Source organism: Thalassoglobus sp. (assembly GCF_048270125.1).
In the GTDB taxonomy this organism is placed as follows: Bacteria; Planctomycetota; Planctomycetia; order Planctomycetales; family Planctomycetaceae; genus Thalassoglobus.
In genome coordinates this window covers 337,616-364,352 of the sequence record NZ_JBLWTN010000001.1, presented here as the reverse complement: position 1 = coordinate 364,352, position 26,737 = coordinate 337,616, and the positions used below count along the sequence as shown (strand labels likewise).

General features: G+C 50.2%; 24 protein-coding genes. 12 read left to right on the top strand and 12 right to left on the bottom strand.

The genetic code is table 11. The features are described from left to right. The first annotated feature begins 25 nt into the window (after positions 1–25). The 6 genes from ACN0YR_RS01350 (at position 26) to ACN0YR_RS01325 (ending at position 7,417) form a co-directional block, all read left to right on the top strand. The gene (locus ACN0YR_RS01350) at positions 26–694 is read left to right on the top strand and encodes a pilus assembly FimT family protein (RefSeq protein ID WP_417847405.1); all 669 of its coding nucleotides are present in this window, start codon (positions 26–28) and stop codon (positions 692–694) included. Positions 695–782: 88 nt separating this feature from the next. Then, on the top strand, positions 783–1,214 hold the full coding sequence (locus ACN0YR_RS01345) for a hypothetical protein (RefSeq protein ID WP_417847404.1): 432 nt from the start codon (positions 783–785) through the stop codon (positions 1,212–1,214). Continuing rightward, entirely contained in the window at positions 1,211–2,143 is a 933-nt protein-coding gene (locus ACN0YR_RS01340; protein ID WP_417847403.1) for a prepilin-type N-terminal cleavage/methylation domain-containing protein, read from the top strand. The genes ACN0YR_RS01345 and ACN0YR_RS01340 overlap by 4 nt, the downstream gene beginning before the upstream one ends. Before the next feature lie 4 nt (positions 2,144–2,147). Further along, a complete protein-coding gene (locus ACN0YR_RS01335; RefSeq protein WP_417847402.1) occupies positions 2,148–3,842 on the top strand; it encodes a hypothetical protein in 1,695 nt (564 codons plus the stop codon). A gap of 96 nt (positions 3,843–3,938) precedes the next feature. Further along, entirely contained in the window at positions 3,939–5,420 is a 1,482-nt protein-coding gene (locus ACN0YR_RS01330; protein WP_417847401.1) for a hypothetical protein, read from the top strand. Between the two features lie 53 nt (positions 5,421–5,473). Next, entirely contained in the window at positions 5,474–7,417 is a 1,944-nt protein-coding gene (locus ACN0YR_RS01325; RefSeq protein ID WP_417847400.1) for a putative Ig domain-containing protein, read from the top strand. Between the two features lie 49 nt (positions 7,418–7,466). Here the strand turns inward: ACN0YR_RS01325 and ACN0YR_RS01320 are convergent, their stop codons facing one another. From ACN0YR_RS01320 to ACN0YR_RS01280, 9 genes are all read right to left on the bottom strand, one after another. Beyond that, positions 7,467–8,894 (bottom strand): NADH:flavin oxidoreductase, encoded by a 1,428-nt coding sequence (locus tag ACN0YR_RS01320; protein ID WP_417847399.1) that lies wholly within the window; start codon positions 8,892–8,894, stop codon positions 7,467–7,469. Positions 8,895–9,044: 150 nt separating this feature from the next. Continuing rightward, complete coding sequence (locus ACN0YR_RS01315; protein WP_417847398.1) at positions 9,045–10,346, bottom strand: Gfo/Idh/MocA family oxidoreductase; 1,302 nt, start codon at positions 10,344–10,346, stop codon at positions 9,045–9,047. A 140-nt stretch (positions 10,347–10,486) separates the two neighbouring features. After that, complete coding sequence (locus ACN0YR_RS01310; RefSeq protein WP_417847397.1) at positions 10,487–11,467, bottom strand: endonuclease/exonuclease/phosphatase family protein; 981 nt, start codon at positions 11,465–11,467, stop codon at positions 10,487–10,489. Beyond that, positions 11,460–12,158, bottom strand: a complete 699-nt coding sequence (locus tag ACN0YR_RS01305; RefSeq protein WP_417847396.1) for an HAD-IA family hydrolase — start codon at positions 12,156–12,158, stop codon at positions 11,460–11,462. Before ACN0YR_RS01305 ends, ACN0YR_RS01310 begins: the two co-directional genes overlap by 8 nt. Beyond that, positions 12,158–13,960: a phenylalanine--tRNA ligase subunit beta gene (gene pheT, locus ACN0YR_RS01300; protein ID WP_417847395.1), complete on the bottom strand. Its 1,803-nt coding sequence runs from the start codon at positions 13,958–13,960 to the stop codon at positions 12,158–12,160. The genes ACN0YR_RS01305 and pheT overlap by 1 nt, the downstream gene beginning before the upstream one ends. A gap of 358 nt (positions 13,961–14,318) precedes the next feature. Further along, positions 14,319–15,353 (bottom strand): anthranilate phosphoribosyltransferase, encoded by a 1,035-nt coding sequence (gene trpD, locus ACN0YR_RS01295; protein ID WP_417847394.1) that lies wholly within the window; start codon positions 15,351–15,353, stop codon positions 14,319–14,321. 111 nt (positions 15,354–15,464) lie between these two features. After that, on the bottom strand, positions 15,465–16,115 hold the full coding sequence (locus ACN0YR_RS01290; protein ID WP_417847393.1) for a phosphoribosylanthranilate isomerase: 651 nt from the start codon (positions 16,113–16,115) through the stop codon (positions 15,465–15,467). After that, a complete protein-coding gene (locus ACN0YR_RS01285; RefSeq protein ID WP_417847392.1) occupies positions 16,105–16,431 on the bottom strand; it encodes a hypothetical protein in 327 nt (108 codons plus the stop codon). Before ACN0YR_RS01285 ends, ACN0YR_RS01290 begins: the two co-directional genes overlap by 11 nt. Before the next feature lie 427 nt (positions 16,432–16,858). After that, complete coding sequence (locus ACN0YR_RS01280) at positions 16,859–17,536, bottom strand: 7-carboxy-7-deazaguanine synthase QueE (protein ID WP_417847391.1); 678 nt, start codon at positions 17,534–17,536, stop codon at positions 16,859–16,861. A 448-nt stretch (positions 17,537–17,984) separates the two neighbouring features. On the opposite strand from ACN0YR_RS01280, the gene ACN0YR_RS01275 reads away from it, so the two are divergent. Further along, on the top strand, positions 17,985–18,233 hold the full coding sequence (locus ACN0YR_RS01275) for a carbon storage regulator (protein WP_417847390.1): 249 nt from the start codon (positions 17,985–17,987) through the stop codon (positions 18,231–18,233). Between the two features lie 222 nt (positions 18,234–18,455). Beyond that, positions 18,456–19,145, top strand: a complete 690-nt coding sequence (locus ACN0YR_RS01270) for an anthranilate synthase component II (protein ID WP_417847389.1) — start codon at positions 18,456–18,458, stop codon at positions 19,143–19,145. A 78-nt stretch (positions 19,146–19,223) separates the two neighbouring features. On the opposite strand, the gene ACN0YR_RS01265 is transcribed toward ACN0YR_RS01270, so the two are convergent. Continuing rightward, positions 19,224–19,637 carry a (deoxy)nucleoside triphosphate pyrophosphohydrolase gene (locus ACN0YR_RS01265; RefSeq protein WP_417847388.1) on the bottom strand — a complete coding sequence of 138 codons (414 nt, stop codon included), beginning with the start codon at positions 19,635–19,637 and terminating at the stop codon, positions 19,224–19,226. Between the two features lie 241 nt (positions 19,638–19,878). On the opposite strand from ACN0YR_RS01265, the gene ACN0YR_RS01260 reads away from it, so the two are divergent. Next, entirely contained in the window at positions 19,879–20,667 is a 789-nt protein-coding gene (locus tag ACN0YR_RS01260) for a phytanoyl-CoA dioxygenase family protein (protein WP_417847387.1), read from the top strand. 99 nt (positions 20,668–20,766) lie between these two features. Then, entirely contained in the window at positions 20,767–21,666 is a 900-nt protein-coding gene (gene mazG, locus ACN0YR_RS01255; protein ID WP_417847386.1) for a nucleoside triphosphate pyrophosphohydrolase, read from the top strand. A gap of 70 nt (positions 21,667–21,736) precedes the next feature. On the opposite strand, the gene ACN0YR_RS01250 is transcribed toward mazG, so the two are convergent. Beyond that, the gene (locus ACN0YR_RS01250) at positions 21,737–22,564 is read right to left on the bottom strand and encodes an alpha/beta hydrolase family protein (RefSeq protein WP_417847385.1); all 828 of its coding nucleotides are present in this window, start codon (positions 22,562–22,564) and stop codon (positions 21,737–21,739) included. Positions 22,565–22,786: 222 nt separating this feature from the next. Then, positions 22,787–24,199, bottom strand: a complete 1,413-nt coding sequence (locus ACN0YR_RS01245; protein ID WP_417847384.1) for an APC family permease — start codon at positions 24,197–24,199, stop codon at positions 22,787–22,789. A gap of 429 nt (positions 24,200–24,628) precedes the next feature. Between ACN0YR_RS01245 and ACN0YR_RS01240 the strand changes: the two genes are divergently transcribed. Both ACN0YR_RS01240 and ACN0YR_RS01235 read left to right on the top strand, forming a co-directional pair. Beyond that, positions 24,629–25,480 (top strand): carbon-nitrogen hydrolase family protein, encoded by an 852-nt coding sequence (locus ACN0YR_RS01240; RefSeq protein ID WP_417847383.1) that lies wholly within the window; start codon positions 24,629–24,631, stop codon positions 25,478–25,480. Between the two features lie 104 nt (positions 25,481–25,584). Next, on the top strand, positions 25,585–26,622 hold the full coding sequence (locus ACN0YR_RS01235; RefSeq protein WP_417847382.1) for a zinc-dependent alcohol dehydrogenase: 1,038 nt from the start codon (positions 25,585–25,587) through the stop codon (positions 26,620–26,622). The last annotated feature ends 115 nt before the right edge of the window (positions 26,623–26,737 follow it).

Sequence of the window (26,737 nt, the reverse complement as noted above, 5' to 3'; positions counted from 1 at the left end):
ATGGCTCCCTTCGAAATGAATCACCATGCACCAGCATCGAAGAGTTCAAACTGTTGACTGTCCGCGCGGACGCCGCTCCGCGTTTACGGTCCTTGAACTCATTCTGGTGCTGGCGGTCATTGTCGCGATTGCAGGCATCAGCTGGCCGCGCATGTCGGGGTTCTTGAAGCGTGAAAGTGTGATGGGCAACGTCGAGCAGGTGAGGCAGGTTCTCGACCATGCTCGTGTGCAAGCGGTCGAAGATGGCATCACTTATCAATTTCGCTTCGAGCCGAACGGCCGAAAATACGTCCTTCTGCCTTACGATCTTCAAGTCCACGCGGACGAACAGGCTTCTGCCAGCCAAACGCTTCAGGGGGCGGGGGCAGGCAGTATTAAACTGGCAATGACACATGAACTGTCAGAGGACTGCCAGTTTTATATGCCGACCACTTTAATTTCTGATCAGCCGATGATTCTTGAGCGGCTTCCGGAAGCGTGGTTGAAAATGGTTCAGAACGGCGTCCAACATCGCGACGTGAGTTGGTCCGCGCCCATTCTCTTCTTTGCTGACGGATCAGCGACCACAGGAGCGGTCACAGTCGTTGATGAGGACAAACGGTACATTACAGTTTCAGTTCGCGGGTTGACCGGAGCTGTTGTGACATCACGAATCTCACAATTACCGGAGCTGTTTGGTGGATCGTCGAACTAACATCACTTCTGGAGATGTCGAGGCGTCCTGCCGCAAAGGAGGAGGCTCTGCAACAAGGGGCCTCCGTACATCATGGAGATACTCTCGATTGAATTGTTCTACGCAACTTGATCGAGAAACTCGAAAAGGGATCACTCTCTTTGAAGTGGTTCTCGCACTTGCGATTTTCTTGGGAGCGACGGCTGTCATTGGTCAGGTGTTACAGAACGGCTCTCGTGCAGCCACACGAGCACAACTGACTGGAGATGCTGCACTGCGTTGCGAGCGAAGAATGAACGAGATTCTTTCCGGAGTTCTTCCGCTCTCATCGGAGAATCGAGCTCCATTCGAAGATAGCGGAGCCTGGGTCTGGACAGTCAATGTTCTTGACTCCGAGGTCATTGGTTTACTGAAGGTTGAAGTGATCGTCGAGCATCTGAGTAGCCGTGGAGATGTGAATAATTCCTTTCAATTAACACGGCTGATTCGAGATCCACAAATCTACGAAGAAGCGGCCATCATCCCGGATGGGGAGTTATGATGTCCTTCGAAAAACAAAACCTCTCGACGCAAAGACCTCGGACGCAAAGCGGACCAGAGCGAAATCGGCGGAAACAGAGCCGTAGTGGTTTCTCCCTCGTCGAAGTACTGATTGCGCTCGCCCTCACCGTTTTGCTCCTGAGTGCTGTCTATTCTGCGGTTGGGTTGCACTTACGATTTCAAACCGCTGGTCGAGATCAAGTCAACAAGTCTCAACTGATGCGAGCCCTGATCCGTAAGATGGACGAAGACTTCGGCAGTATCGTTCTGTTTGTTGAACAGGCTGACGAGGAAGAGCCCGACGAGAGTAGTGTTGAAAATCCTGAACCACTCGATGATGTCTCTGATACCGCACTCACCATTGGAGGGCTGGAATCCGAGAGTGCACCGATCACCTTTGGAGTGGTAGGAACTTCGGAGTTCGTTCATTTGTGCGTCAGCCGCCCATTACGTGATCTCTCCTACGACAGCATTTACACCGAATCGCCCTCATCAGGGCGTTCCAACGACCTGCTCACGGTCACTTATGGTCTGGCACCAGTTGATATCAGTATGTTGATTGATCCCAGAAAACCCAAGTACGACGTGCGCGATGATTCAATGTTCGATGGCCGACCAGCGACCGGATTTGGACGGCGGAGCATTGACCTGTATGCCTTCGACTCAGCGACTGACATCCTGGAATCCGAGCATGTGCTGGCTACGGAAATTTCAGAAGTTCAGTTCTCGTACTTCGACGGAACTGCCTGGCTCGCATCCTGGGATAGCCGAGAGATCGGAAGCTTGCCACGAGCTGTGAAAGTCACATTTGGATTGTGGCAACAACCGTCGAAGAATCCTCAAAAGGGATATCAGTACTCTGGGACTGGTACAGTGTTCAATGTGGAGCACGTGTTTCATATTCCGTTAGCAATTCCGTTGATGGAGTGACCTCATGCCGATTCGCTGTCCATCAAAAAACTGTTCACACCGATCAGCGAGTGCGTTGATCCTGGTGCTTGTTGTGATTGTGATGCTTACTCTGGGGGCATACACCTTTTCAGAATTAATGATCACCGAATATCAGGCGTCTGATGCTTATGCTCGCCGAGTTCAATCACAGATGTGGGCAGAGTCAGGAGTCGACTATGTTGCAGCGTTGCTCACACCTGACGGTGGCGGATTCGACTCGGATCTGTACGATGATCCGGGACTGTTCCATGTTGCTTTAGATCCCGGAGCAGGGTTTTCCATTGTCGCTCCGAGAGAGAGTTCCAACTCGTCTGGAATTGATTCTCAGGCATCGAGTGATGGTTTGCGCTTTGGACTGGTCGATGAGTGTGCCAAGTTGAACATCAACGTCCTGGCGAACTTCAATCCCGACGACAACACTGCTCGTAACATGTTAATGGAACTTCCTAACATGACCGAAGCCATTGCCGATTCGATTCTCGACTGGATTGATGCGGATGATGAACAACGTGAATACGGCGCAGAATCTGAAAGCTATTCGACCGTCTTCCCAAGAAATGGCCCGATCGACAGCCTCGAAGAACTGATGCTTGTCTTGGGAGTCGAGCCATCGCTGATGTACGGGGAGGATGCCAATCGAAACGGGATTCTCGACCCAAATGAAAATGACGGAGAACTCTCACTCCCGGCGGACAATGAAGATGGGATTCTCGATCTCGGTTGGGCTGCCTATTTGACGACTTACAGCGTTGAAGGAAACTACCGGCATTCCTACGACATGTTCGGCGAAGAACGTATCAACGTCAACGAACCGTTGCTCACTGATCTCTACGACACACTTCTGAATGAATTCGATGAAGAGACAGCACTGTTCGTTACGGCCTATCGACTCAATGGGCCGAACGAAGATCTGAGTGCTCTTGAAGATCTTGGTGCTGGAGGAACAACTGGCTCAGGTGAAAACCCACTCAATGGTGTCGGATCTGGATCAATGCGATCAACGGGGGATTTCGAAACGGACATGGAGCTGGAACAAGCAGCCAGTAGCATTGCAAAGAGTCTCTTCTCAGGAAGCGGTGGTTCAATTACACGAGGCGGGCTCGACCTCTCGGCAGGATCAAGTACCGAGATCCGCTCACTCTACGACCTGATCGATGCCGAAGTCGATGTGGAGATTGATGGGACGATGACCACGCTTGCAAGTCCCTGGTTAAGCGATCCGGGAGAACTTCAGGCGACGCTGCCGTTGTTGCTGGACTCATTGACTGTCTCTTCTGAGTCTGTCATCCGAGGACGGATTAACATCAATCAGGCGCGACCGGAAGTGATGCGGGGGATTCCAAACATGCCCCTCGACTTGCCCGATGCTATTGTTGCTGCCCGAGCCCGTACAAGTGGTTCCTCAACGACGCTCGATCAGTATTCTACAACCGGTTGGCTGCTGATTCAGGGACTCGTCGATTTACAGACAATGCGATCCTTAGATGGATTTTTGACAACGCGAGGCGATGTGTTTCGTATGCAAGTTGTCGGTCATGCCGATCGTGGTGGTCCGGTTACAAGAATTGAAGCGGTCGTGGATGCAACCCAGGACATCCCTCGAGTGATCTTTCAGCGGACTCTCAGTGAACTTGGTCCCGGCTATCGCGCAAATCAGCTGATTCCATTCGGAGAATAGCCTGATTTATGAAGTAGACTATTTATTGTCGACAAAATTTCCATTTCGATTGTGTTTTCTTTCAAACGTCATCTCACCTGTAATCCCAAACTAATCATGTCACAGAAAATCATAGAATGGTCCATCGATGGGATTCGTGTTCTCGAAGCGGATGCGTCTGGTAGAGTTGCGCAATGCGGTTTCTGGGAAACCTTCGAACATCACGACACCAGTTTCACGTCACAGGAGATTGGCCAGAAGCTCAAAGATTGGATGACCGGTGCTGGGATTTCTTCCGGCTCTGCAATTTTGGTACTCCCGCGGGAAGCGGTCGTTGTCCGTCAATTGCAATTGCCTAATGCTCCTGAAGAAGAGATTCCTGACTTAGTTAAGTTTCAGTCTGCAGCGAAGTCCTCATTGGCAATTGATGACCTCGCACTCGATTATCTGCGAGTTGAATCGGGTGGTGAAGGGCTGGCAGTCCTCACAGCATCCATCGACCGCAAAAGGTTGCAGCGAATGCAGCAGATTGCTTCTGCTGCAGGGTTCGAAGTTCAGCATGCGACGATCACATCTTTGACCGCCGGGCAGTTCGCCAAAACATTTGGAGGAGCCAGCCTCGGCACGGACCAACCGGAAATTGTTGTTTTCCAACGTCATTCACTCATTGAATTGTCGATTTTCGATCGAGGCGCGTTGGTCTTCAGTCATTCGTTGGTACTCCCCGAAGAGAATCGATTGAAGCCACTTGAAAGTGGTTTGTCCCGGTTGATTGTCTCGCTGAACCAAACTCATCCGAATGTCAAAGTGAATCGTTGTTATCTCTTAGGGACAACGGCTGACGCTGACGTTCGGGGTCTGCTTGAAAAGCGTTTCCAAGACCACGTCACTCAAGTTCACCTGCCTGAGTCCCTCGCTGGAGGGCACGATACAGTCACATTCGAGACACTCATTGGTGCGGCTCTGCCCGTTGCTCATGCTAACCTGAAACTGGATTTACTGAATCCACGCAAGAAGATTGAAAAGCCAGACCGGAAAAAATGGTACTGGATCGGTGGCTCAACAGCGGCAGCACTTTTATTAGCGCTCTCCTTTGGAATCTTTCTTTCCAAAAAGGGAGCTCTCGAACAGAGCATTGAAACTCTAAACAACTCAATCGCCGAAATTGACAAGGATCTCGATGCAGGCAAGCCACAGGACCAAGCTTTCAAAAGCATCGAAGTATGGATGCAGGGACAGAAAAATCCGATCGTTGCCTGGAATGAACTTCGAAGACATATGCCCGGGACTGATAAGCTTTACATGAGTGAGCTACGCCTTCAACCGGTGAGTGACAAAGAGGTCGAAGCCCGGTTTACAGGTGTCGGTTTCGCGAGAGAGCGAAACGATGTTGATGACCTGTACCAGAAGCTCGCAGAAAATGGATTTCGTGTAACACCGCAAGCAACTTCAAATACGTCACGAGACCCGGACTACCCAGTCCGTTTTGAGATCAACATCGATGTACTTCGGCCAGCCCCTTCACCGAAAACGTCGATTGAAAAGAAAACGAGAGCTACAGCAGCGGCAGTTCCCTCGGAGAGTTCCCCACGATCCTGAGGCCAAGTGACCGCTTCCTGAAATTCGAATTCATATTTTATAGAGTGATTCTCATGCAACAGCGTGAAAAATATCTGGCGATTGGACTTGGCAGCATTGTTGTCTTGTGGTTCGGCTTGCCTGTGTTTGAAAGCACTTTCTTGCAACCGATCAATAATTTGGTTTCAGAGGAAGAAGCACTTCAAGTCGAAGCCAACGAGCGTTTCGATCAGCAGATCGAGCAGCGAAAGAGAGCGAAGCAACTTGCCGACTGGAGAAAGATCAGCCTCCCTCCCGATCCACTGGATGCACAGCGACTGTATGAAGAATGGGTCTCTAGTCTGGCAAAACTTTCAGGATTTGAGGGAACGAAAGTTACTCTCGGACGTCGAAGTTCGCAGCAAGACGTGTTTGTGACAATCCCTGTTACTCTCGAAACGAAGGCGACTGCTCAAGAGTTAGCCCAGTTTCTGGAACGTTTTGAATCGGTCGAGCTTCTTCATCGAATTTCGACTTGCGATGTGATCAGTCCTGCGAGTGAAGGGAATCCGGATCTCCAGATCACCCTGACAGCTGAGGGACTATCAATGAAATCCGCGAAGCAGCGGACTCGACTCTTCCCTCAAATCAGATTGCAAACAGAGCTCAAAGAAAACCAAACTGTAGTTGAGATTGAAGATGCCACCGGTTTCCCTGAAAAGGCGAATTTCCGAGTTCGTATCGATGATGAATTTCTGAACGTCACGGCAATCGATGGCAACAAATGGACCCTCCAGCGGGGAGTTGCCTCAACGTTTTCCAAAACCCATCAGCCAGGTACGACGCTCGAACTGTTCCCGCTTCTCAGCGAAATTGAAGCTGATTCAAACGCTGTTGAAGCGATGTGGAGCCAGAGTATCTTCACAAAACCTGCTCCACAGGCGGATTATGATCCTAAACTGGCAGCCACAACCGCTCCGCCAGCGATACGCGGCACCAAATGGAACTGGAAGCTCAACGTGACCAGCTGGAACCCCGCCTTTGGCTCCCCCATGTACACTCTCATCGACAGTCCACAAGGAGTGGAAATTGATGAACGGACTGGGAATTTGTCTTGGAATGTTGCATCCGAGATAGAACTTGGACCGCGAGAACTCCAGGTTCTGGTCTATGGCTCTGCGAGTAAACAAGCAGGCTTCACTTCGACTGTCGACATGCGAGTCCGTGATCCCAATGAGCCACCAGTTATTGATCAAGCCAGCGCTCTCCGCTTCTTTCTGGGAAGAGCATCGAAAAAAACGATCGCAGCTGATGACCCTGATGGCGAAAATACCAAGCTCAAGTTTTCAATAGCCAACGCTCCAGAGGGAATGCAAATTGGTGAGGACGATGGCGTTCTCAGCTGGACCCCTGCCGAGTCACTGGAAGCACAAACATACGAAATTCAGGTCACTGTGACCGATTCGGACGAAGACCCGGAATCGGTGACGAAAACGATTCCGGTTTCACTCGAAGAAGATTCTGCACGATACACATTCCTGACAACGACCTTTAAGCGTGTCTTTGCTGAGGGGCGCGAAGAATGGGAAGCGTACCTGTTTGATCGGGCTACGAATAAAACAACCATGCTGAAAAAAGGTGAAGAAGTTACCATCACTGATTTTGAAATGACTGTTAAAGGAATCGGTGATGATTTCGTCGAGGTCGCTCGGCCTGATGGGATGTACAGGATTGTCTTTGAACGTCCTTTAGTTGAAATGGTGAAGCTTCCAGATTCAGCAATTGAGGCAGCTGCTATTGAGGTGCCAGAAGAGGGGGCGGAACCGACAGAGTTAGCGAGCGAGACGAAAGCTGCTCCACCTGCTGCCCCGGTCAAAGAAAGCTCAGCAGAGTCCGACACCAAAGAACCTGCGAGCCCAGTGACTCCACAAGAAGAAAAAGTTGAGAACTCTGAAACTCCGGAAGCCGAATTAACACCGGAACCAAAAACTCCGCTCGAAGCGTCAGAGCCTCCAAGTGCTGAGAACGGTGAGTCTTGAAGATCAGGTGCAGCGCGTTCTTCACGGGCACATGGATGAGCTAACTGCCCTACCCCATCTCTTTCTTGATGGCGAGGAGTTCTTGCCGCTCGGGCATTTCCTTGTAAAACGGGTCGAGTGGGTAGCACCCGGAGATGATGCCGTTTCGAGGAGCCGTTGTGCAATCGCTGAACGTTCGACAGATTTTCTTTCGCGGCATTGTGTTCCCCGCCAGAACATCGGCAGGCAGTTCAGGATACGAAAGCACCATTCTTCCAAGTCCGACGAAGTCAACGAGTCCGTTCGCAACCGCGTACTGGCCGACATTCGGAAGCCATTCCTGCAAGTATGAATACCCCGATCCAACAATGAGTAACTCAGGGAATTGCTGCTTCAGCTGAGCCGTTGCCTGAATTTGCCTGTCGACCCCAACCAAAGGATCTTCGGGCGGTTGGTAACCGTCTGAGGGGGGGAAAATTGCAGGTCGTTGAATGTGCGGGTTGTAATAAGGACTTCCGCAGGTCGTGCAAACGAGTTTGATGCCAAGTTCTTGAAGCAGTTTAAGAAACCTTGTCGGCTCCTCAAGATCAATCCCCTGTCCTGTCCCATCTCCCCCAAACGCCGAGTTGTATGACTCAACCATGCTCGGAACACCGATACGATCTGCACCCGGTTCAAATGGAGTGAAATCAAAAATGCTGACACGTACCCCAATCTCCAAACCGGGAGCCTCAGCTCGAATTCCTGAGACGATCTCACGCAGAAAGCGAGTCCGGTTTTCGAAGCTGCCTCCATACTTTCCGGGGCGATCAAAGCCAGACAGCAGCTCATGCCCCAAGTAGCCGTGACAATGTTTCACATCAACAAATTTGTAACCCGCCTTCTGAGAAAGAACCGCCGCTGATACGAAATCTTCGATCAACTTTGAAAGATCCTCGTCCGACATGATTTTGTCATCGGAGTCGATCGCAAATTTTTCATCAAGAACTGGATGTCGATATCCAATCTGTGGTTCGAGTCTCTTACCGTCATTGGGGCGGGCAAATCGCCCCGAATGTGTGAGTTGTAAGCCGATAAGCAAATCGTCAGTGGTGCCGAACTGTTCACGATGAGCTGTTTCAACAATTTCTCGCAGTTCCTGAATGCCGGTGAGGTTTTCTTCGTTGATTAACAATTGATTTGGATTCGCGCGGCCATCATGTCGGACGGCGACAGCTTCGCCACCCCAGATCAGTTTCGCACCACTCAGACCGAAGTTTCTCCAGCGTCGGCGAACGAGGTCAGTCGGCTTTCCATCCGATTCTGCGTCCCAGCCTTCCATAGGAAGAATACAGAATCGGTTCCCGATGAACTGGTCTTGAAATGGAACACTCTGACCGAGAGGGGAGTTCGCACCTGATTGAACCTCTCGGTCGAATTGGAGCTCGAGTCTTAAATCGTTGAGGCGTTCCTGGAAAGCTTCAGGAGTTTTAAAGGTTGAAACACGCGGATAGGACATCACTGTACTCTCGAGATATAAAAAAGCCGCCGACAAATGCCAGCGGCTTTGGATTCGCTCTAACAAAACTCAAGAAGCAACCGTTCTTCCATTGAATGGCATCTCTTAGAAGCTTTGCTCGAGTTTCTAAACTTCTTTCTACGAAAGTTTTTACTTGAACGGAGTCAGTCCAGGCATCGCCATTTCTGGAATCTCAACAGGAGTGTCCCAGTTGCTGACTTCTGGAACCAGCTTTTCTTCGGAGTTCATTGCCATCTCCCAAGTCACTTCTTTTCCAGTGTAGCCAGCCATCCGGCCCATGATCGCCATCATCGTGCTGTTCATCATGCGTTCGCCGTCGTTGATCGGCTTGCCTTCGCGGATCGCCTTGAACATTTCGTTATGCTCAACTTGATACATATTGGGCGTTTCACCTTTATACTTCCACTCTTCCGAGCCAGAGATGGTTGCTCCGCGACGGGTCATGTTGGCTTGCCCCTTTGCTCCGAGAATGTAGAGGTTGTTCTCGTTGTGGCAACCAGAGATTTGACGCTGTGCCAGGAACCCACGTGATCCATCTTCCCACAGGTAGTTGATTTCGATGTGGTCATAGATGTTGCCCCCTTTAGCAGGAATCTGACGTCCACCGACTGCGGTACAGCTGACTGGTGGCACATCATTCTTCGCCCAGGCGACCCAGTCGACCGTGTGGCAAGCTTGCTCGACGAGACCGTCACCGGAGAGCCAGGTGAAGTTGTACCAGTTCCGGACCATCCATTCGAGATTGCTCATCCCTTCAGGTCGGGTGCTGGCGTCGGGCATCGATTTGACTGGATTGGTGAGGTACGTTCCATACACACACCGAACATCACCGATGTCACCATTGAGGACTTTTTCGAAGAGTGCCTTTTTCGTGGAGTCGTATCGCCAGCAGAAGCCAGCGACCATGGAGATTCCCTTCTCTTCAGCTTTTTTGACAGCTGCGAGGGCTCGACGCACACCTGGGCCATCTGTTGCCATTGGCTTTTCAGTAAAGATGTGCTTCCCTTTTTCGACTGCATACTCAAGGTGTTCAGGCCGGAACCCCGGAGGCGTTGCGAGAATCACGACGTCACAAGAATCGATCACATACCGATAGGAATCCAGTCCGGAAAATTTGTGGTTATCTTCCACGAGGACCCGATCTGCGACATCCTTTTGACGCTTCAAGTTCTCGAGGCTTCGTTCAATTTTTTCCGGGAACGCATCCCCCATTGCGACTAAGTGAACATTTGGGTCCGCTCGCAATGCCTGGTTCGCAGCCCCTGTTCCACGTCCACCACAACCGACTAGACCAACGCGAAGAATTTCGTTCCCCGCTGCGTAGACTTTTGAACTGGCTGCAAAGTTGGACAGCAACGCAGTCGCTGCTCCGACTGTTGCTCCAGTTTTGAGGAAATCTCGACGTGAATTATTGGCGTTTTGATCGGCCATTGGGCTGCCTTTCAGAGACTGTTTGATGGTGATGTGTTTTGATGATGAATTATTGTTCTGCAGTGGATGCTTAGGTAGGAATAGGTCAGTTTGATATTAACGTTCAATTGTATCAAGTGAAACTCTCAGCGGTGTGGTTGTCAATTCCGTTTCGATTTCACGCGAATTCGCCCGATCACAATACTGTGGTCAGAGTTCTGATTATAACGATGCTCACAAGCGACCGGTTCGATCTGTTTATTCACCCAGATCTGGTCAAGAGTGAGTATCGGGAGTGGTTGTGGCCACGTTGCGGCGTAGCTTTGCCCCACTTTTTCAAGCAGATTAGCATGATTTTTGCGCAGGTCATCGAAGTGGACAGAATCTCGCGGTGTATTGAAATCCCCGAGAATGATGACGTTTTCATCGATTGAATCTTCCACAAATTCCGTCAGGAGATCGAGTGCCGGAGCACGCGACAGGAATAACGTTGAAGCGACATCAATGATAAAACAGTGCAGTGTGGCCCCTTTGACATTCACGATCGAGCGGCTGATCCGTGTCCCATCTTCGAGTGGTTTGACCCACGGGGAGCTGATCTCACCTTTGGCGAGCAACTGTGTTCCCCCGCCGATCAGCGTCCAGTTGTAATCGGGAAATCTGGTCGACCAGTTATGCTTTTGTTCGTCGGTTAATGCGAGTGCTTCAAGAAATCCAATCAGGTCGGGCTCGACCTCTTCGACGATATTGGCGAGGTGGTCGAAATCTTGATCTTGAGCGATATTCGCCAGCAAAATGACGAGGTCGTTTTCGGACTGAGTTGGGCTTGGATGAAATTTCCAATCCGTCTCTTTCCACCACAACGATAACACGACAAACATGACTCCCCAGAACAGGATTTGAGTCTTTTTCCGTTTTAGCAGTGAGTTCATCAACCCAACACTGGCCCCAACGACAAGCAGCGCCAGTGGAGTCATATAGTACAGAGTCGAAATTCCGAAGATGGAATCCCGAACCGTTAATCGCAATGTCAAACCGAGAATCGTCAACCAGCCAACGAGTCCTAAACCACTCTGGACGAGTTGCTGCAGTTGCGACGATGTCGAAGCATTGCTCTCGTTATTGTTCAGGGATTCATCCATTCTCAATCACGTGATTCAAGATTTCCTTCAAAGATCGGATCTGTTGATGACTATCTGTTGTTTCATTGTTCGCAACGAGTTGAATCGCATCAAGTCCTGCATTTCTGGCAGCTGCGACGTCGTTCTTGAAATCATCACCGATCATTAACATTTGATGTGAGTGGCAATGGACTTTTTCGGAGAGCAATTTATAAAATTGTCGACTTGGTTTTCTCCAGCCGATTTCTGAAGAAATCACGCGATATGAGATTCCTTTCAAAGCGGCATGTCCGTCCATGACTGAGTTGAGGCGTTTGTCGAAATTCGATGCAATTGCGACATCTATCCCGAGTTCGATTAACGCCTGGATCGTTTCTTCAGCTTCAGAGTCCACTCGCCAAGCCTCTGGCTTTCCAAAATGATTGTAGAGTTCGTTGAAGCACTCGTCTGAATCCGGAACCGGTCCGAGAACGTCTTTGACGACCGCTTTCCAAAATTCGTACTCAGACTGCTCATCGGTCTGAAGCGAAAGCTGTCGAGAGGAAAATATTTTTCCAAATCGCTTTTTGACAACATCACGAGAAAGCTCAGAACCATATTTCTGGCCAACCGACCAGTATGCCTCAACAACGGAAGGTGTGGCGTGTATCAATGTACCAACTGCGTCAAAGGCGACGCACTTGTACTTGACGTTCGGCGAGTTTTCAGACATCAATCAATTTTCATGACAGTCAATTCTGCCATGGCAACTGGATGATCAAGGCCGAAGTTGGTGATCACCTCTGGATGCAATTCGCCCAGGACTCCCTGCACTTCCGTTCCCGTTTCAACAGAAGCGACACGCCCGGGGATGAACGAGAGATGCTCACTGATTGCGTATTCACCTTTGTGTCCCATTTCAAACAACAAAGAATCCGTTGCAGAGCGGATCGAGGCGTAGCTGGCCTCTTTTCCCATCTCGACGATTGAAATGTGTCGTTCTTCACGTGCACCGGTCTCCGCGGTCGGATCAAGAACGGTCACGTTGTCGAGTTCAAAAAAGCGAATCGGCAAGTGTGCCCGGCGATTCTCTCGCAAGTGCTCCATCAATCCGGTCATCAAGTGTGAACGGACGACAGTCATCGCTTTCAGCTTTGGATTGGCGATGCGTGTGTAGTGCTCGGGAACAGGGAGGCGGAACTTGTTGTAATGCAAATCTTCTGTGGTCATTGGCAGGCTCATGATTTCTGTGAAACCCAGGCCTAACATAACAGCTCGAAACAGATCGCTTTGATCCTCTTCCGGACGCGCCTGTCCCGTTGTTGCCTGCCCGGCGTAGCTGGGGACAATGTTCTTGTAACCGAATCCGATTGCCAAGTCTTCGAAGACATCCACCATATGTTTGAAGTCAGTTCGCAGAGCGGGATAACGAACTCGGAATTTGTTGTCTGAACCATCGACTGGTTCGGCGTCCAGTCGCATTCTCTGAAGTGATGCTTTCAGACTCTCTGGATCGAGTGGCAATCCCAGCCAGCGTTTCGCTTCGCTGAGATCGATATCGACTTCACGCGGAGTTAAATCGGGAGAGACCAGAACTTCGCCATCAGCTTGCGTGATCTCAACAGAAAATGCTTTACCGCCGAGTTCCAGCAATGAGGAGACGAACGTGTCGAGAGATTTCACTACCGCCGATTCGCTGATTCCAGTGACATCGACGAACAGTCGTTTTGAGTCCAGCTTCACCTTTGTTGATTCGCTGTTGATGATCGGAGGCATCGACAGCACAATCCCGTTGGCATCTTTGAGTGCGGGATAACGGTGGTGATCTGCCAGCAACTTGGCGTAGGCAATTCCTTTTGGATGTTCTTCAAGAATCTGTCGTCCAGTCATCGGGACGCCCGCTTTTCCAAGCGGTTCGAATGAGTCTTTATCAGGATCGAGCGTTGTGTAAGTAATCGGACCGGTGATCGTATCGAGATCGTAAACGCCAATCGATGCGAGTTTGCGATCGCGACCGACGCCCCAGTGCAACGCCTCTTGAAGTTTCATCAGGGCGACCAAAGTGACGTCGTCAACCTTCGCCATTTCAATCACTGCACAGCGAATGTAAGGCCGGTGACAGTCATCACTGGCAACTGCCGGATCGACATTTACTTTGAGATCGGATGGCTCAACGCCATATTCCGGGAGGCCTTGAACTTCGCCAAGATAGCCCTTGAGGGCCCGTGAGATCCCGCCGACGTCAAACAAGTCGGGACGAGCGGCTAACAGGTCGAGGCGAATCACTTTACTTTCGCCAATTTTGACAAAAGCGTCTTCTTGCTCAAAGTCACACCAGTTACATCGCCGTGTGACATCCGCACCAAGCGAACCTTCGACAGCGCTGCCGCACATTGGGCAGCGAAAGCGTTCAACGTCAATCACTTCTTCAACGTCGCATCCAATCTGCTCTAGAGCGTCTGCCAGCTCTTCGACTTGGTATTCCTGTCCGAGCAACTGCTTGAGCCACTCACCTTCAACGCTAATAACGGGCACGAAAAAACTCCTGAGGAAATATCAATCGTCGACGATGCGACCGGCGATGCTGTATCAACTTTGAAACGCAATAGTGCAGTTTGCTCTACCGTGTGCCCGTGAAGAACGCATTTGTCCAGAACGGGTCTCAAAACTTTCTGTTCACTTCTCTGGTACAGAGAAAGGTCGCGATTCCAGAGGTTCTGAGACTGCTTCCAGTAAAAATGCTGTCCGCCACGAGGCAGAACCTGCAAACCAATTCGAAAGATGCAATAGAATAGCTGGCAAGCGAGACTGATTGGAGCCTGAGAACGCGATTTTCAGGCGAACTGCAGAAAGAGGGGGAATTCCTGCGTCATTTCTAAGTATCAAATACTGATCAATCGCTGGTTACTTGTTTTTGTGTCCAGGAGACCAATTGATTGAGCAGGTCTCTGGCTTGCCCTGAATCAATGGCGTGTTGAACTTTCGAGACTCCGTCAGAGAGTGTATCTGCCAATTGGCTACAGACCAGAGCCGCAGCGGCGTTTGCGACAACGATATCTCTGGCAGAACCACTTTGTCCGGCGAGAACTCCGCGAATGACATCGGCACTTTCTGAAGGGGATGTCACGATTAAATCGTCTGGTGAGCACTCAGCGAGTCCGAAGTCTCTTGCGGTCCAGGAATGTTTCTGAACGGAATCGCCCCGAACTTCCCAGACAGACGTGCTCCCCCAGAGGCTGACTTCATCAAGCTGATTGTTGCCGCAGACAACAAACGTTCGATTTGTGCCAAGTTGGCTTGCAGCCTTGGCGATCTTCTCGGCGTTGGCGTTACTGTTTGCTCCGAGTAATTGAAACTCGGCAGAGGCTGGATTCGTGAGCGGCCCGAGGAGGTTGAATATCGTTCGAATTCCGAGTTCCGCACGAATCGGCGCGACATGTTTCATCGCTCCGTGAAAGAGTCGAGCGTAACAGAAGCAGATTCCGATCTCATCCAGACAGTTTCCCGCTTGTTCTGCGGTGAGGCCAATATTTACACCGAGCGTTTCGAGAACATCGGCAGATCCACTCGAACTGGAAACTGAACGGTTCCCATGCTTCGCAACCGGTTGCCCACAACCCGCCACGACTAGAGCTGTCGCTGTGCTGATATTGAATGTGTGGAGCTTATCGCCACCGGTCCCGCACGTGTCGATCAGCCCGGTTCGGGAAGTCTGAATCTTCAGAGAGCGTTCGCGCATTGCCGAGGCAGCTCCTGCGATTTCCGTTTCAGTCTCGCCTTGCATTGCCAGTGCAGTGAGCAGAGACGAAATGTCGACCGGGGAACATTCACCATCCATGATCGAACCAATCGCTGTTCGCATCTGGTTTGCATCCACTTCTTGATGGCTGAGTAACTGGTCGAGAATGACTCGAATGTTCTTGTGCATAATCTGCTTCCAAGGCATTTTAAAAATAGATGTCTGCATCCTGCCTCTCAAAAATGAGCGAAACATAACTTGGAAGGTCATTTTCGCAGAGACAGAAAATATGAATCTGTACTAATCGTTTTCTTTTGTCGCCCCGCTTACGAACTCAGAAACTTGCGTAGGGTCTTTCATCCCCGGTGCGGATTCAACCCCGCTTGCGGTATCGACTCCCCATGGCTGAACCATGCGAATGGCGGCTTCAATATTCTTCGGGTTCAATCCGCCAGCCAGAATGAGTGGCGGCCAATTCTCGGCGTCGTAATGGCTTGCAATCATCTCCCACGGAGCGGTGTGTCCGGTCCCACCGTAGGAGCCTTGAACGTTCGCGTCGATCAAACAGCCAGCCAACGCCACACCAGCAGTTCGGAAGCTGCCGATTTCGCTCGACAACTGCTTAATGTTTGTCTCATCGATACGAATCGCCCGAATGATTTTCAAATCCCTCAACTGAGTTGCGAACTCTGCCGTTTCGTCGCCATGAAGTTGAATCGTTTTGATTCCGGTTTCACGCGTCACTGTTCGAATTTCGTCAAGTGTGTGATTGACAAACAGGCCGATCGGTTCAACATTCGCCGGCAACGATTCAACGATGCGCCGAGCGGTTTTAATATCGACACATCGTTTGGACTTCGCGTAGAAATTCAAACCGATCGCATCAACACCAGCGTCGCAAACTTGAAGTGCGTTTTTCACTGAAGTTAGCCCGCAGACTTTAATCCACATTGCTGTCCACCTCAGTGACAGGTTCGTTCTCGGTGCCCCCCTCTGGATTTGCTTCTTTTTCCGCAGCGATTCTTTTGAGAGTTCTCAAACGATCAACTGTCATCGCACCAATAGCGGTGATCGTCAACAAGACGGTCTCCACGATCAGGATAAGATTCGCGTTCTTGTTGACCCAGCGATTGACCGGCACGTCCTGATCGCCAAACGTCACTGCGATGACGATGAAAATTGAGACGCAGAAAATCGTTGATATCACAATTACGGGGTAAAAAGTCATCCGCTCGCGGCGAACATCTTGGGGACTATCTTTATTCATCTCTTTGAATCTTTGAACTGTTCTGAAAAGCTGAGCTTGAAGCGTGTAGAGTATTCTTTATTGTTCAGGGAGGCCCGAGTACTTTCTGAAGTTGAGAGTGTTTGTAATTCTTGATGTACACGCGATCGTCATTTTTGCGAACTTATTGGCAGCTTACTACTCGGCTCTATTTAGAACTGATCCTGAAACTTGAAATTGCTCTCTCAAACGTTGAGGAAAGTGGCTATTTCAGAGGTTTTCGGACTGGTTCTAGAGAATCGTGTCGGAGACTTTAGAACCTTATAAAGCGTTTTGTGGACACGTTGCGAGCAGCTTTGCAAAAAGATTTTGAAGCCAAGGGGCTCAACTTGCAATGCGGTTTCCATTTTGACAACCCGTGATTCACCAACTCGCGACAGGGGCAGATTTTTCAATCGTGGACAATTTCTTAAGTCCCACGAGTGTTCCCAAAAAGTTCAATGTGTTTTCTCGGAGAGATCTGCCATCCTCTTGAGTCGGCTTCTTCAGCGAGCCAACCCTCTTTAGATCGGAGTTCTTGAATCTCTGTCCCCTGAGGCATAAGGAATACGTTTTCAGCGACAACTTCCGGGAATTCTTTAAGCCACTGTTCGACGTCATTCAAATCCGATGGTTGGTCGATCACAAATTTGAGTTGATAAGGGAATCGGCGGATCATTTCCCGAATGACCTCTGGCCGATGTCGCCGCGCATCGTGCCGGCTTTCCCAGGGTGTCCCGACGGGAGTTGAGTTGGCGAGTTTCGGGCTGATCGACATCAGGTCTGCTTCGACATCACGCAAAACTGTCCCGGCTGTCTCAAACGTGATGAAGTGACCCATTGATCTCAGCTGTTGCGTAAACGGAACCATGTCTGGAACCAGCAACGGCTCGCCGCCGGTAATGACAACGTGCTCGCAATCGAAGCCTGTGATCTCAGCCACAAGTTCTTCCAGAGAACGCTCAATTCCTTCCGGTTCCCATGATGTATATGGAGTATCGCAAAACCAGCACCGTAAATTGCATCCCGATGTGCGCACAAAGCTGCTCGGAACGCCGGTGTAACGACCTTCTCCTTGGACGGAATGAAAGACTTCAGAAATCCACATCAGTTGATGTCTTCATTTTTCTGTTGATGCTGCACTTCAAGATCACTTCTGGGATTACGAGGAATAATCCGTGTGTGCGGCAAATACTGCCGGATGGCGATTTTGTCGATGCAACAATTGCATCTTTGGGGAGAAACGATTCTCGATCTTACAGAGATCGACCGCGAGAAAGCAGCGTGGAAGCTGGAAAATTCTTTCCGGGAATATTGTTTTGGATGGTATTCCCTTGGAGAATCACTACTCACCCCGCTCTTTTGCGTTTCCGTGACAGGCGAATTGTCGTGATTGGCACGCCGAATGCATTATCAAAAAACATCCTCACACGGGTCACTTCCGACCCTCTACTCCCTACTTTTTCAATCAATTCAAGAAGTCACCGGCAGGAAGCCATCGACTTCTTCCCTTTACTTCAGCGGCCCTGAAGTTCAATCAATCTATGGAGAGAAAGATGCTTGTCGTCGCACGAAAACAACACGAATTTATTCAAATCGGTGAAGACATCGTTGTCAAAGTCATTAAAACCAGTCGCGGTTCTGTGAAAATTGGAATCGACGCACCGGGGGGAATGCGAATCCTGCGAGGCGAGCTTTCCCTTGAAGACCTGCCTGTCGAGTTTCAGCCAAAATCACTTCCGCGACATCAACGTCTGAAATCCAATTCCGACACCGCAAATATGAAAGCTGTCGGAGCCCTCTAATTCACCAGAAACTCCTCCTCCCAAGCAGAAAACAGGCGACACATGAGAATTGTGTCGCCTGTTTTTTACGTAGTTCATCAAATTGGAGATACGGGATTTCACGGATCGCATCTCTTTGGGTAAGTCTTTGAAGAAGATTGCGAATTCGAATAATGTTCTTGAACGCTTTCGGATATGATGAACGTGTTCTAGAAGCCGTTCATGTTTTTGGACGTTGAATTGATGAAACCCAAGCTACTGCTGATCGACAACTACGATAGTTTTGTCTTCAACCTCGCCCGGTATCTGGAGGAGTTGGGGATGGAGACAATTGTCGTCCGGAACGATGCCATTCGACTTGAGGAAGTGCGGAAACTTGCCCCGGCTGGCATCGTCCTTTCACCGGGGCCATGCACACCTGCAGAGTCGGGAATTTCGCCCAGGGTTGTTGAAGAATTCTACCAGTCGATTCCAGTTTTAGGTGTCTGCCTTGGGCATCAGGCAATAGCTGCGGCATTTGGAGGGAACATCGTTCGGGCCGGCGAACCGGTCCACGGTCGAACGTCGATGATCCAGCATGATGAAACGGGACTCTTTGCCGATTGCCCCAATCCATTACAGGTCGGGCGATATCACTCTCTGATCATTGAGGAAAAATCGTTGCCGACCGAGTTCCGTGTCACTGCGCGAACACTCGATGGAATCATCATGGCCATTCAGCATCTTGAGTTCCCGCTCTTCGGGGTGCAGTTTCATCCCGAGTCAATTTTGACAGATTCCGGACACTTGATCCTTCAGAACTTTTTGGAAATCGCAGGGCTCACAGTTTCGTCAATTCTTCACGAAGGAGAACTGTGCCCTGCGGATCAACAAGAGCCAACACACGATTTCTACCAACAAGAAATCGCTCCCGATGCGTGGCGTCCTCTTTGATAATCCGGGGACTCCCAGCAAGTTTGCCAACTCATGGCAGGCATTAAAGGGCTGTTGAAATGCAGTCAGGAATTGCTGTCACAGCAATTCCTGACTTTCTGATTTGAAGCGATCAGTAAGGAGTCGCAGGACCGCTTGGTTTCCACTGGGAAAATTCCGAGCAGGCAATTCTGCCAACTCGACCCACTCGAACTGCAACGCAGGTGGATGGGGAACAGCTGACTCGACAAGTCGACACAAATAAAAAGTTAAGTCGACGGTTCGATCTGGATACTTAAAAACTTCATGGTGAAGTCTCTCGGCAATCTCGACTTTTAATCCTGTTTCTTCGAAGCATTCTCGAATTGCACATTCAGCTGCGGTTTCACCTGTTTCACACTTCCCGCCGGGGAACTCCGCCTGCCCTCCTAAATGAGCAGTCTGGCCGCGAGTCCCGACCAGGACGCGTCCATGAGAGAGAACGATCGCGATGCCAATTGGGATTGAAGTCATGTCGACACGTTGGAGAGAGCGAATGTTTTGAAGGGGACATTTGGGAGCGTCGCGAAGCTTACGGAGTCAAGCTCTTTGCGAAACAGTCAGACTCGTTTCCGTAAATGATAGACTCGCACGATGACTTGCTCATCTCTCGACAAGTCGAGACGATGGGGGCTCGGAGTGCGAGTCAGAACCGAAGGGCGAGTAGCAAAACGAATGACTACGACTTTTGGAAAGTAATCAACTGAGGATGGAAATGGCAGCCTTTGAGAGTGAAAAAGAAGAGTTTGATCGTGATGGGTTTGTCATTGTCCGCAATCTCCTAAACTCTGAAGAGACCGAACTTCTGGCGAAAATCTCCCGGACGGATGCGAATCTGGCGGAGACAGCGTATGGCAGAGAAGATGGGAAAGGTGCGGTCGTTACACTCGCTGTCCGCAATGAATTGAAACAGGATTACTATTCTTCCATTGCGAAATCTCAGCGAATCGTGGATCGCATGAGCGCGCTTCTCGGCGACGAAGTTTATCACTATCACCATAAGTTGATTCTCAAAGAGCCTCGCGTCGGCGGTGCCTGGGAATGGCATCAGGATTATGGCTACTGGTACAACAACGGATGCCTGACGCCAGACATGGGAAGTTGCCTCATCGCCATCGACCGAGCGACTCAAGAGAACGGATGCTTGCAGGTCTTGCGAGGATCCCATCATATCGGGCGGATCAATCATGGCCCCATCGGTGACCAAACCGGCGCAGATCTCGAACGGGTCGCGGTGGCGGTCGAACGATACGAAACGGTCTATGTGGAACTCGAACCCGGCTCGGCGGTTTTCTTTCACTCAAACCTGCTGCATCGCTCGGACCAGAACACCAGTGAGAACCCACGCTGGGCGCTGATCTGTTGTTACAACACAAAGAAAAATGATCCCTACAAAGAATCACGCCACCCAGGGTATTCCCCACTGGACACTCTTCCCGACGATCAGTTATTAAAAGCCGGTCACCACCATCTGGAACAACTGACTCAACAGTCGTCAGGATAAGTTAAAACGCAACTTCGTTAACTTATCCGTTCGATACGACATTCCGAAGAATTCAAGCCAGGCACTTGGCTCTAAACCGACGCAATCAGGACGATCTGCATGTCAAACGATCATCAACAGGGAATTCCCCCAAACGCGGAGCGTGTCTCGAGCGTCTTTGTCAAACTTTGTGAAGTGATTGCAAAGCTTCGATCTCCAGAAGGCTGCCCATGGGACCGTGTGCAAACATTAAAGTCAATTAAACCTTTCACTCTTGAAGAGACGTACGAACTCCTCGAAGCGATTGACACGGATGATAACGAAAACATCAAAGAAGAACTGGGGGATGTTCTGCTCCAGGTGATGCTCGATTCTCAAATTGCAGCTGACGAACAGCGATTTGATGTCATCGATGTTATCGAAGGAATCACTGAGAAGATGATTCATCGGCATCCGCACGTCTTTGGCGAAGCTCACGCTGAAACAGCGGACGACGTCCGTTCGCACTGGGAAAAACAAAAAGCAAAAGAGAAGACGAGTCGGAGCTCTGCGCTCGACGGAATTCCTGTCGACCTTCCTGCGCTTGCCAAAGCAGCCCGCATTCAAAAGAAAGCAGCAAGAGTTGGTTATGACTTCCCTCATCGTGCCATGTTGTTCGACAAGCTGAGAGAAGAGGTTGAAGAACTGAAAATCGAACTTTATCCCAACGAAGAGATGCCCGAGATCTCCGCTGCCGTAGATATGGAACCTGTTCCGGATGAGCCGATAGACGATCCGGAGCGGCAAGATCGAATCGAAGAAGAGCTCGGTGATGTCTTGTTTGTGCTGGCAAATATCGCCCGGCGCTGGGATGTGAATCCGGAAGAAGCACTGCGTCGCTCAAACAAAAAATTTGCGGGACGTTTCAAGCATATTGAACGTGGATTGGCTGCACAGAGTAAATCAATTCAAGAGGCGACGCTGGAAGAGATGGAAGCTCTGTATCAGCAAGCAAAAAAATTGGAAAAGGCCGCAGAGTGAAATGAGCTGAGATCATTCAGCTCTGACAAGTTCGATCTTCACGGTGCAAAATCATTGCGACGGCGAGCTGTCATTGTTGGAGAATCCATCTTGCAGCCTGTTCGGCGGCTCCTTTAGGTGTCGTATGTCCTCGCGGTTCAGAAATGATATGCAATTCGAGTCGACTGGGAACATCCTTGGCGACTGCCTCAGCACTGAGAGCTAAAGCGAAGTCCATTGCACTTTTCGTACTGACGCGGTCATCACGATCACCGATGATCACCCAAACCGGTCTCCCTGCGAGTTGCTTTGCCTGAGACTTCAAACTCAAACTCTTCACCAGCGGCAATTCTTCGTTTCCAGCAAATTCTCGAAGAGCAGCGAGATCAGTCACGGGGGCAAAACCGGCAACGCATTTGACTCGCTCGTCGGCAGCGGCAAACTGGATGGCCATATATCCACCGCGTGATGTTCCAGCGGCTGCGATTTGATCTGGGTCAGCCACCTTGGTTTGAATCAGATGGTCAAGTACTTCTGATGCTCGCTTTTGAAACTCCGCAGTTACGTTCTCACCATTGGCGATGCGAAGATTCCAACCGCCGATCCCGGATGTTTGCCCTTTGACCGCCTGTTTGCCGTGACACGGGAGGTCGATCGAAACGCAAAGATACCCCTGCTCTGCGAGCGCGTTTCCACATTGCCGAAAGTATGCGTTCTCTAATGTCCCTTCGATAGTTCCGGAAAAAATAAAGATCGTCGGCGCTGGCCCAGGTTCAGGAGATCCCCATGTGCCGTACTCGACTCCCCCGGGAGTAGTGTGAAGCTTGAGGTCTTGCGCTGCGAGAGGTTCTGTCACAGACAGGAAACAGGCTAAGAATATTCCAGAGAACAAAATCGGTCTTAACTGTAAACGAATCATTGTCACACTCTTCCCAAACAGGATTGACTGGCGGCTCAGTCTTTGAACATATCAGCTTCGAGCCTCATAGCCTACTAGAGCATCTTTCGAAGTGGTTTGCAGGTTCTGCCTCGTGGCGAACAGCATTTTTGCTAGAGAAATGCGTTCTTCACGGGCAAACGGTAGAGCAAACTGCTCTAAAGCACTTTTTTCGCTGAACGAATGGCGGAGACCTACCTCCGTTTATTTCGTGCCCGTTGAGTTGCTGCCTGCGGAATCAGTCGTTCGAGTCATCGAGAGAATAATTCCCAACACGAAAACCGGGAGGCTGAGTAATGTCAGTTCCTTGGCATACTCAAGACTTTTCCAGAGCATGAAGAGTGAGAAAAAGCAAAAGACAATCACTGGGAGCGGGTAGAACGGGACTCGGAATGGTCTTGGTCGGTTGCGATCAGTGAATCGTAAAATGCTCACCGCGAAGCCAGACATCGCGAAGAAGGCCCAGAAAATTGGAGCTGTTGCAGCGACCAATGTGTCGAATCCGCCAAAATATTTTGCCCAGTCTGGTTTTGGAAGCCCAATCGAAACAGCAGTGTTCGCTGTGAGAAGCTGTCCTTTTTCTGTTCCAACGGCCAGGACAAGAAACAAGGAAATTCCGGTGATCGTCAACAACGAAATGAGCGGAACGCCTCGGTTGTTCCATTCGCTCCAACGACGAAACAGGGCATAGTCGTCACCCACAGCAGCGAGTAATCGGCAAGAGACAAACAGCATTCCGTGAATTGCTCCGAGTGCAGAAAGCATCACGATGAGACTCATGACGATCGAAGCAGAGCGCCCAAAGGCGATTTCAACGATTTCGGCAGCTGGGATTGCGGATGTCCTGACTCCATCGAAACCGAGGACTTTTAGAAACGCAACATTCAAGGAGAGATACAACAGCGCCGTCAGGCCTAATCCGAACAGCAACGCCTTGGGCATGTTCCGTTGATGGTCGCGAACTTCCGGAGTCACCATCGCTGCGTCGTTCCAGCCTCCGTATGCGTATAGCACGAACACAAGTGCCAGTCCAATGTTCGATTCGGTATTTGCGGTCGATGCTACCGCCGTTTCTGGAGCAGCAGAGTAAAAACAGCCGACAACTAATATTGCTCCCAATGCAATCACTTTTGCGACTGTCAGAAAATTCTGAACAAGTTTTCCAGCGGACAATCCTGAGCTGTGAATCAATGTTAGAAGCACTAATGCAGAACTCGCCACGGCTGCCTGATGATTCTTCAGGCTCGTGGCGAGTGTCACTGAGTAATCCGAAAACACAAACGCCATCGCCCCGATACTGCCAGTCAGGATGACGCACAATTGCATCCATGCGAAGAGAAAGCCAGTCCTGCGGCCGTAAGCCTGTGAGAGATATTGGTACTCGCCACCAAAACCGGGATAGGTTGTTGCCAATTCGCAATAGCAAAGTGCTCCGCAAAGAGAAATCAAAGCCCCCAGTCCCCAAACGAGTAATCCGGTTGAAGCATCGGAAACATTTCCAAAGACCAACGGGGGAGCTTTAAAGATCGAAGTCCCAACGACAATTCCGATCAGAATACTGACGGTGTCCCAAACACTCAGGAACTGTTTTGATTCAGATTGTTCTTCGCGTTCCATATTACTGGCGGTTCAAACGTGAGTGAGTGATGAGGCTTTAAAATGCATCAAAGATGCGACAATAGTTTGACACTGGTTTCAATATTATGTCGAAGACGATCAGCCGTTTAGTTTCGCTTCGAATTAGAGCTACTGTTTGCATTTCACCGGAGAAAACGTTCTACGGGGCATGTGATTTCAGATCGTCTTCGAGTTCAACAAATCCCAAAATGAACAGTGGTGAAAAAAGCGACTGGCTCATTTCGACAAATTGAGCAGCACTCCAAAGGATCTCAGCCAGTGTTCTCGGCTCAACGAATTTGTTAGCATTTCTCGAAAGTCGAAAACTGGTCCCAAAACTGATGGTATGAAGACTTTTCTCAATGTATAAAGTCCTGAATCCGTTTAGGATCGATTCTGGAATGTTGTCGTATCACGAAAGTCAATTCAATGAAAGTCGCAGCCGTGCAGGTCGATGTGAAAATCGGCGAGATCGAACAGAATTTGGCTCAAATCATTGAGTTGATTGGCGAGACCCGCTCTGCAGGTGCAGAGCTTACGATCTTCCCTGAGTGCGCTCTTACGGGATATTGCTATTCCGACCTGAATGAAGCTCGCCAGTTTGCACAAAATATCCCCGGCCCGGCAACAAATATGATTGTGAAGGCACTCCAGGAATTGGGAGGCTACGCAATCTTTGGGATGCTTGAGCCAAGTCCCGAAGGAGTTTACAACGTTGCAGTCCTCGCTGGACCCGATGGAGTGATTGGTGTTTACCGCAAGATTCATCTGCCAGGTTTAGGAGTCGATCAATTTGCGACCTTTGGCGATCGGCCTTTTGAAGTGTATGACTTGGGCGAAATCAAAGTTGGCATTGGAATTTGTTACGACTCTGCCTTTCCTGAATCGATTCGAATTTTGGCACTCCAGGGAGCCGATTTAATTGCACTCCCGACGAACTTCCCAACTGGTGCGGAGCAGATGACAAAGTTCGTGATGAACACTCGCTCGATGGAAAACAAAGTCTACTTTGCCGCAGTCAATCGCGTGGGAGAAGAACGGGGATTCCGCTTCATTGGAGAGACGATAATCACAGACCCGACTGGAAATACGATCTCAAAAGGCTCTGGGAAGGATGAAGAAATCCTCTACTTCGATGTCGACCCAGAGAAGTCTCGCAACAAACGAATTGATCGCGTCCCCGGCAAGCACGCGATTGATCGCATCGCAGACCGCCGTCCGGAGATGTACGAAAAGCTCACGGAACCTCATTCATTGCCACGCCCAGGCCGAGACGATTGATCGCATCGCAATGACAGATATTCTCAGAATTTTGCTGAGAAACGCTGCGGCTTGAATTCTCTGAGACAGAACAATTGAAGAAAACGAACGAAGAAAGAACAACGATGAAAGCGATGCTCCTGACGGAATACAAACAGCTTGAAGTGACCGACATGCCCGAACCGGAAATTGGTTCGCGTGATGTTCTCGTTGAGGTTCGTGCGTGTGGAATTTGCGGAAGCGACATCCACGGTTACGACGGCAGCAGCGGAAGACGTATTCCACCGTTGGTGATGGGACACGAAGCTGCAGGTGTTGTTGCGAAGAAAGGCAGTGATGTCGACGGCTTTGAAGTCGGCGACCGTGTGACCTTCGATTCGACCGTCTCTTGTGGGCATTGCAAATTCTGCCGAGCAGGAAACATCAACCTGTGTGACAACCGAAAAGTCCTCGGGGTTTCATGCGGTGAATATCGACAGCATGGTGCCTTCGCTCAATACGTCGCCGTTCCACAGAACATCCTCTACAAAATTCCTGAAGGTTTGGCGTTTGAACATGCTGCCATGATTGAAGCAGTTTCCATTGCGGTTCACGCTGCCAATCGAGCTCCGGTGAAACTGGGAGATACCGCTGTGATCGTCGGTTCAGGGATGATTGGTTTGCTCGTCGTCCAAGCCATTCGCCTCGCTGGATGCTCACAGGTGATTGCAGTCGATCTCGATGAGGACCGACTCAAACTCGCCCGAGAACTCGGCGCAGATGTGACCCTCAATCCTCAAACTGACGATGTCACTGCGCAGATTCAAGCTCTGACAGATGGTCAGGGGGCAGACATCGCCATTGAAGTTGTCGGTGCGAGCGTCACCATTCAAACGGCAATTGACGCGACTCGCAAAGGGGGATCAATCACCCTGGTCGGCAACCTCGCACCGAAAGTTGAAATTCCCTTACAAGCGATTGTCACCCGCGAACTGACTCTCTACGGAAGTTGTGCCTCGAACGGTGAATACCCCGCTTGTATCGACCTTCTCGAACGTGGTGATATCAAAGTCGAGCCACTCATCACGGCGAAAGCCTCACTCGAAGAAGGCCCGGATTACTTCGCCCGACTCTACAAAGGCGAACCTGGAGCGATGAAAGTGATCATCCAGCCAAACGGGTGAATATCCCAAATCCCGATTGTTTGATGGCCCAAGATTGACGGTCAGGTACCTACGAATCCCACGATGCACACTCAGTGCATCGTGGATCATTGCTCAGACAAATCAAAACCGTCAG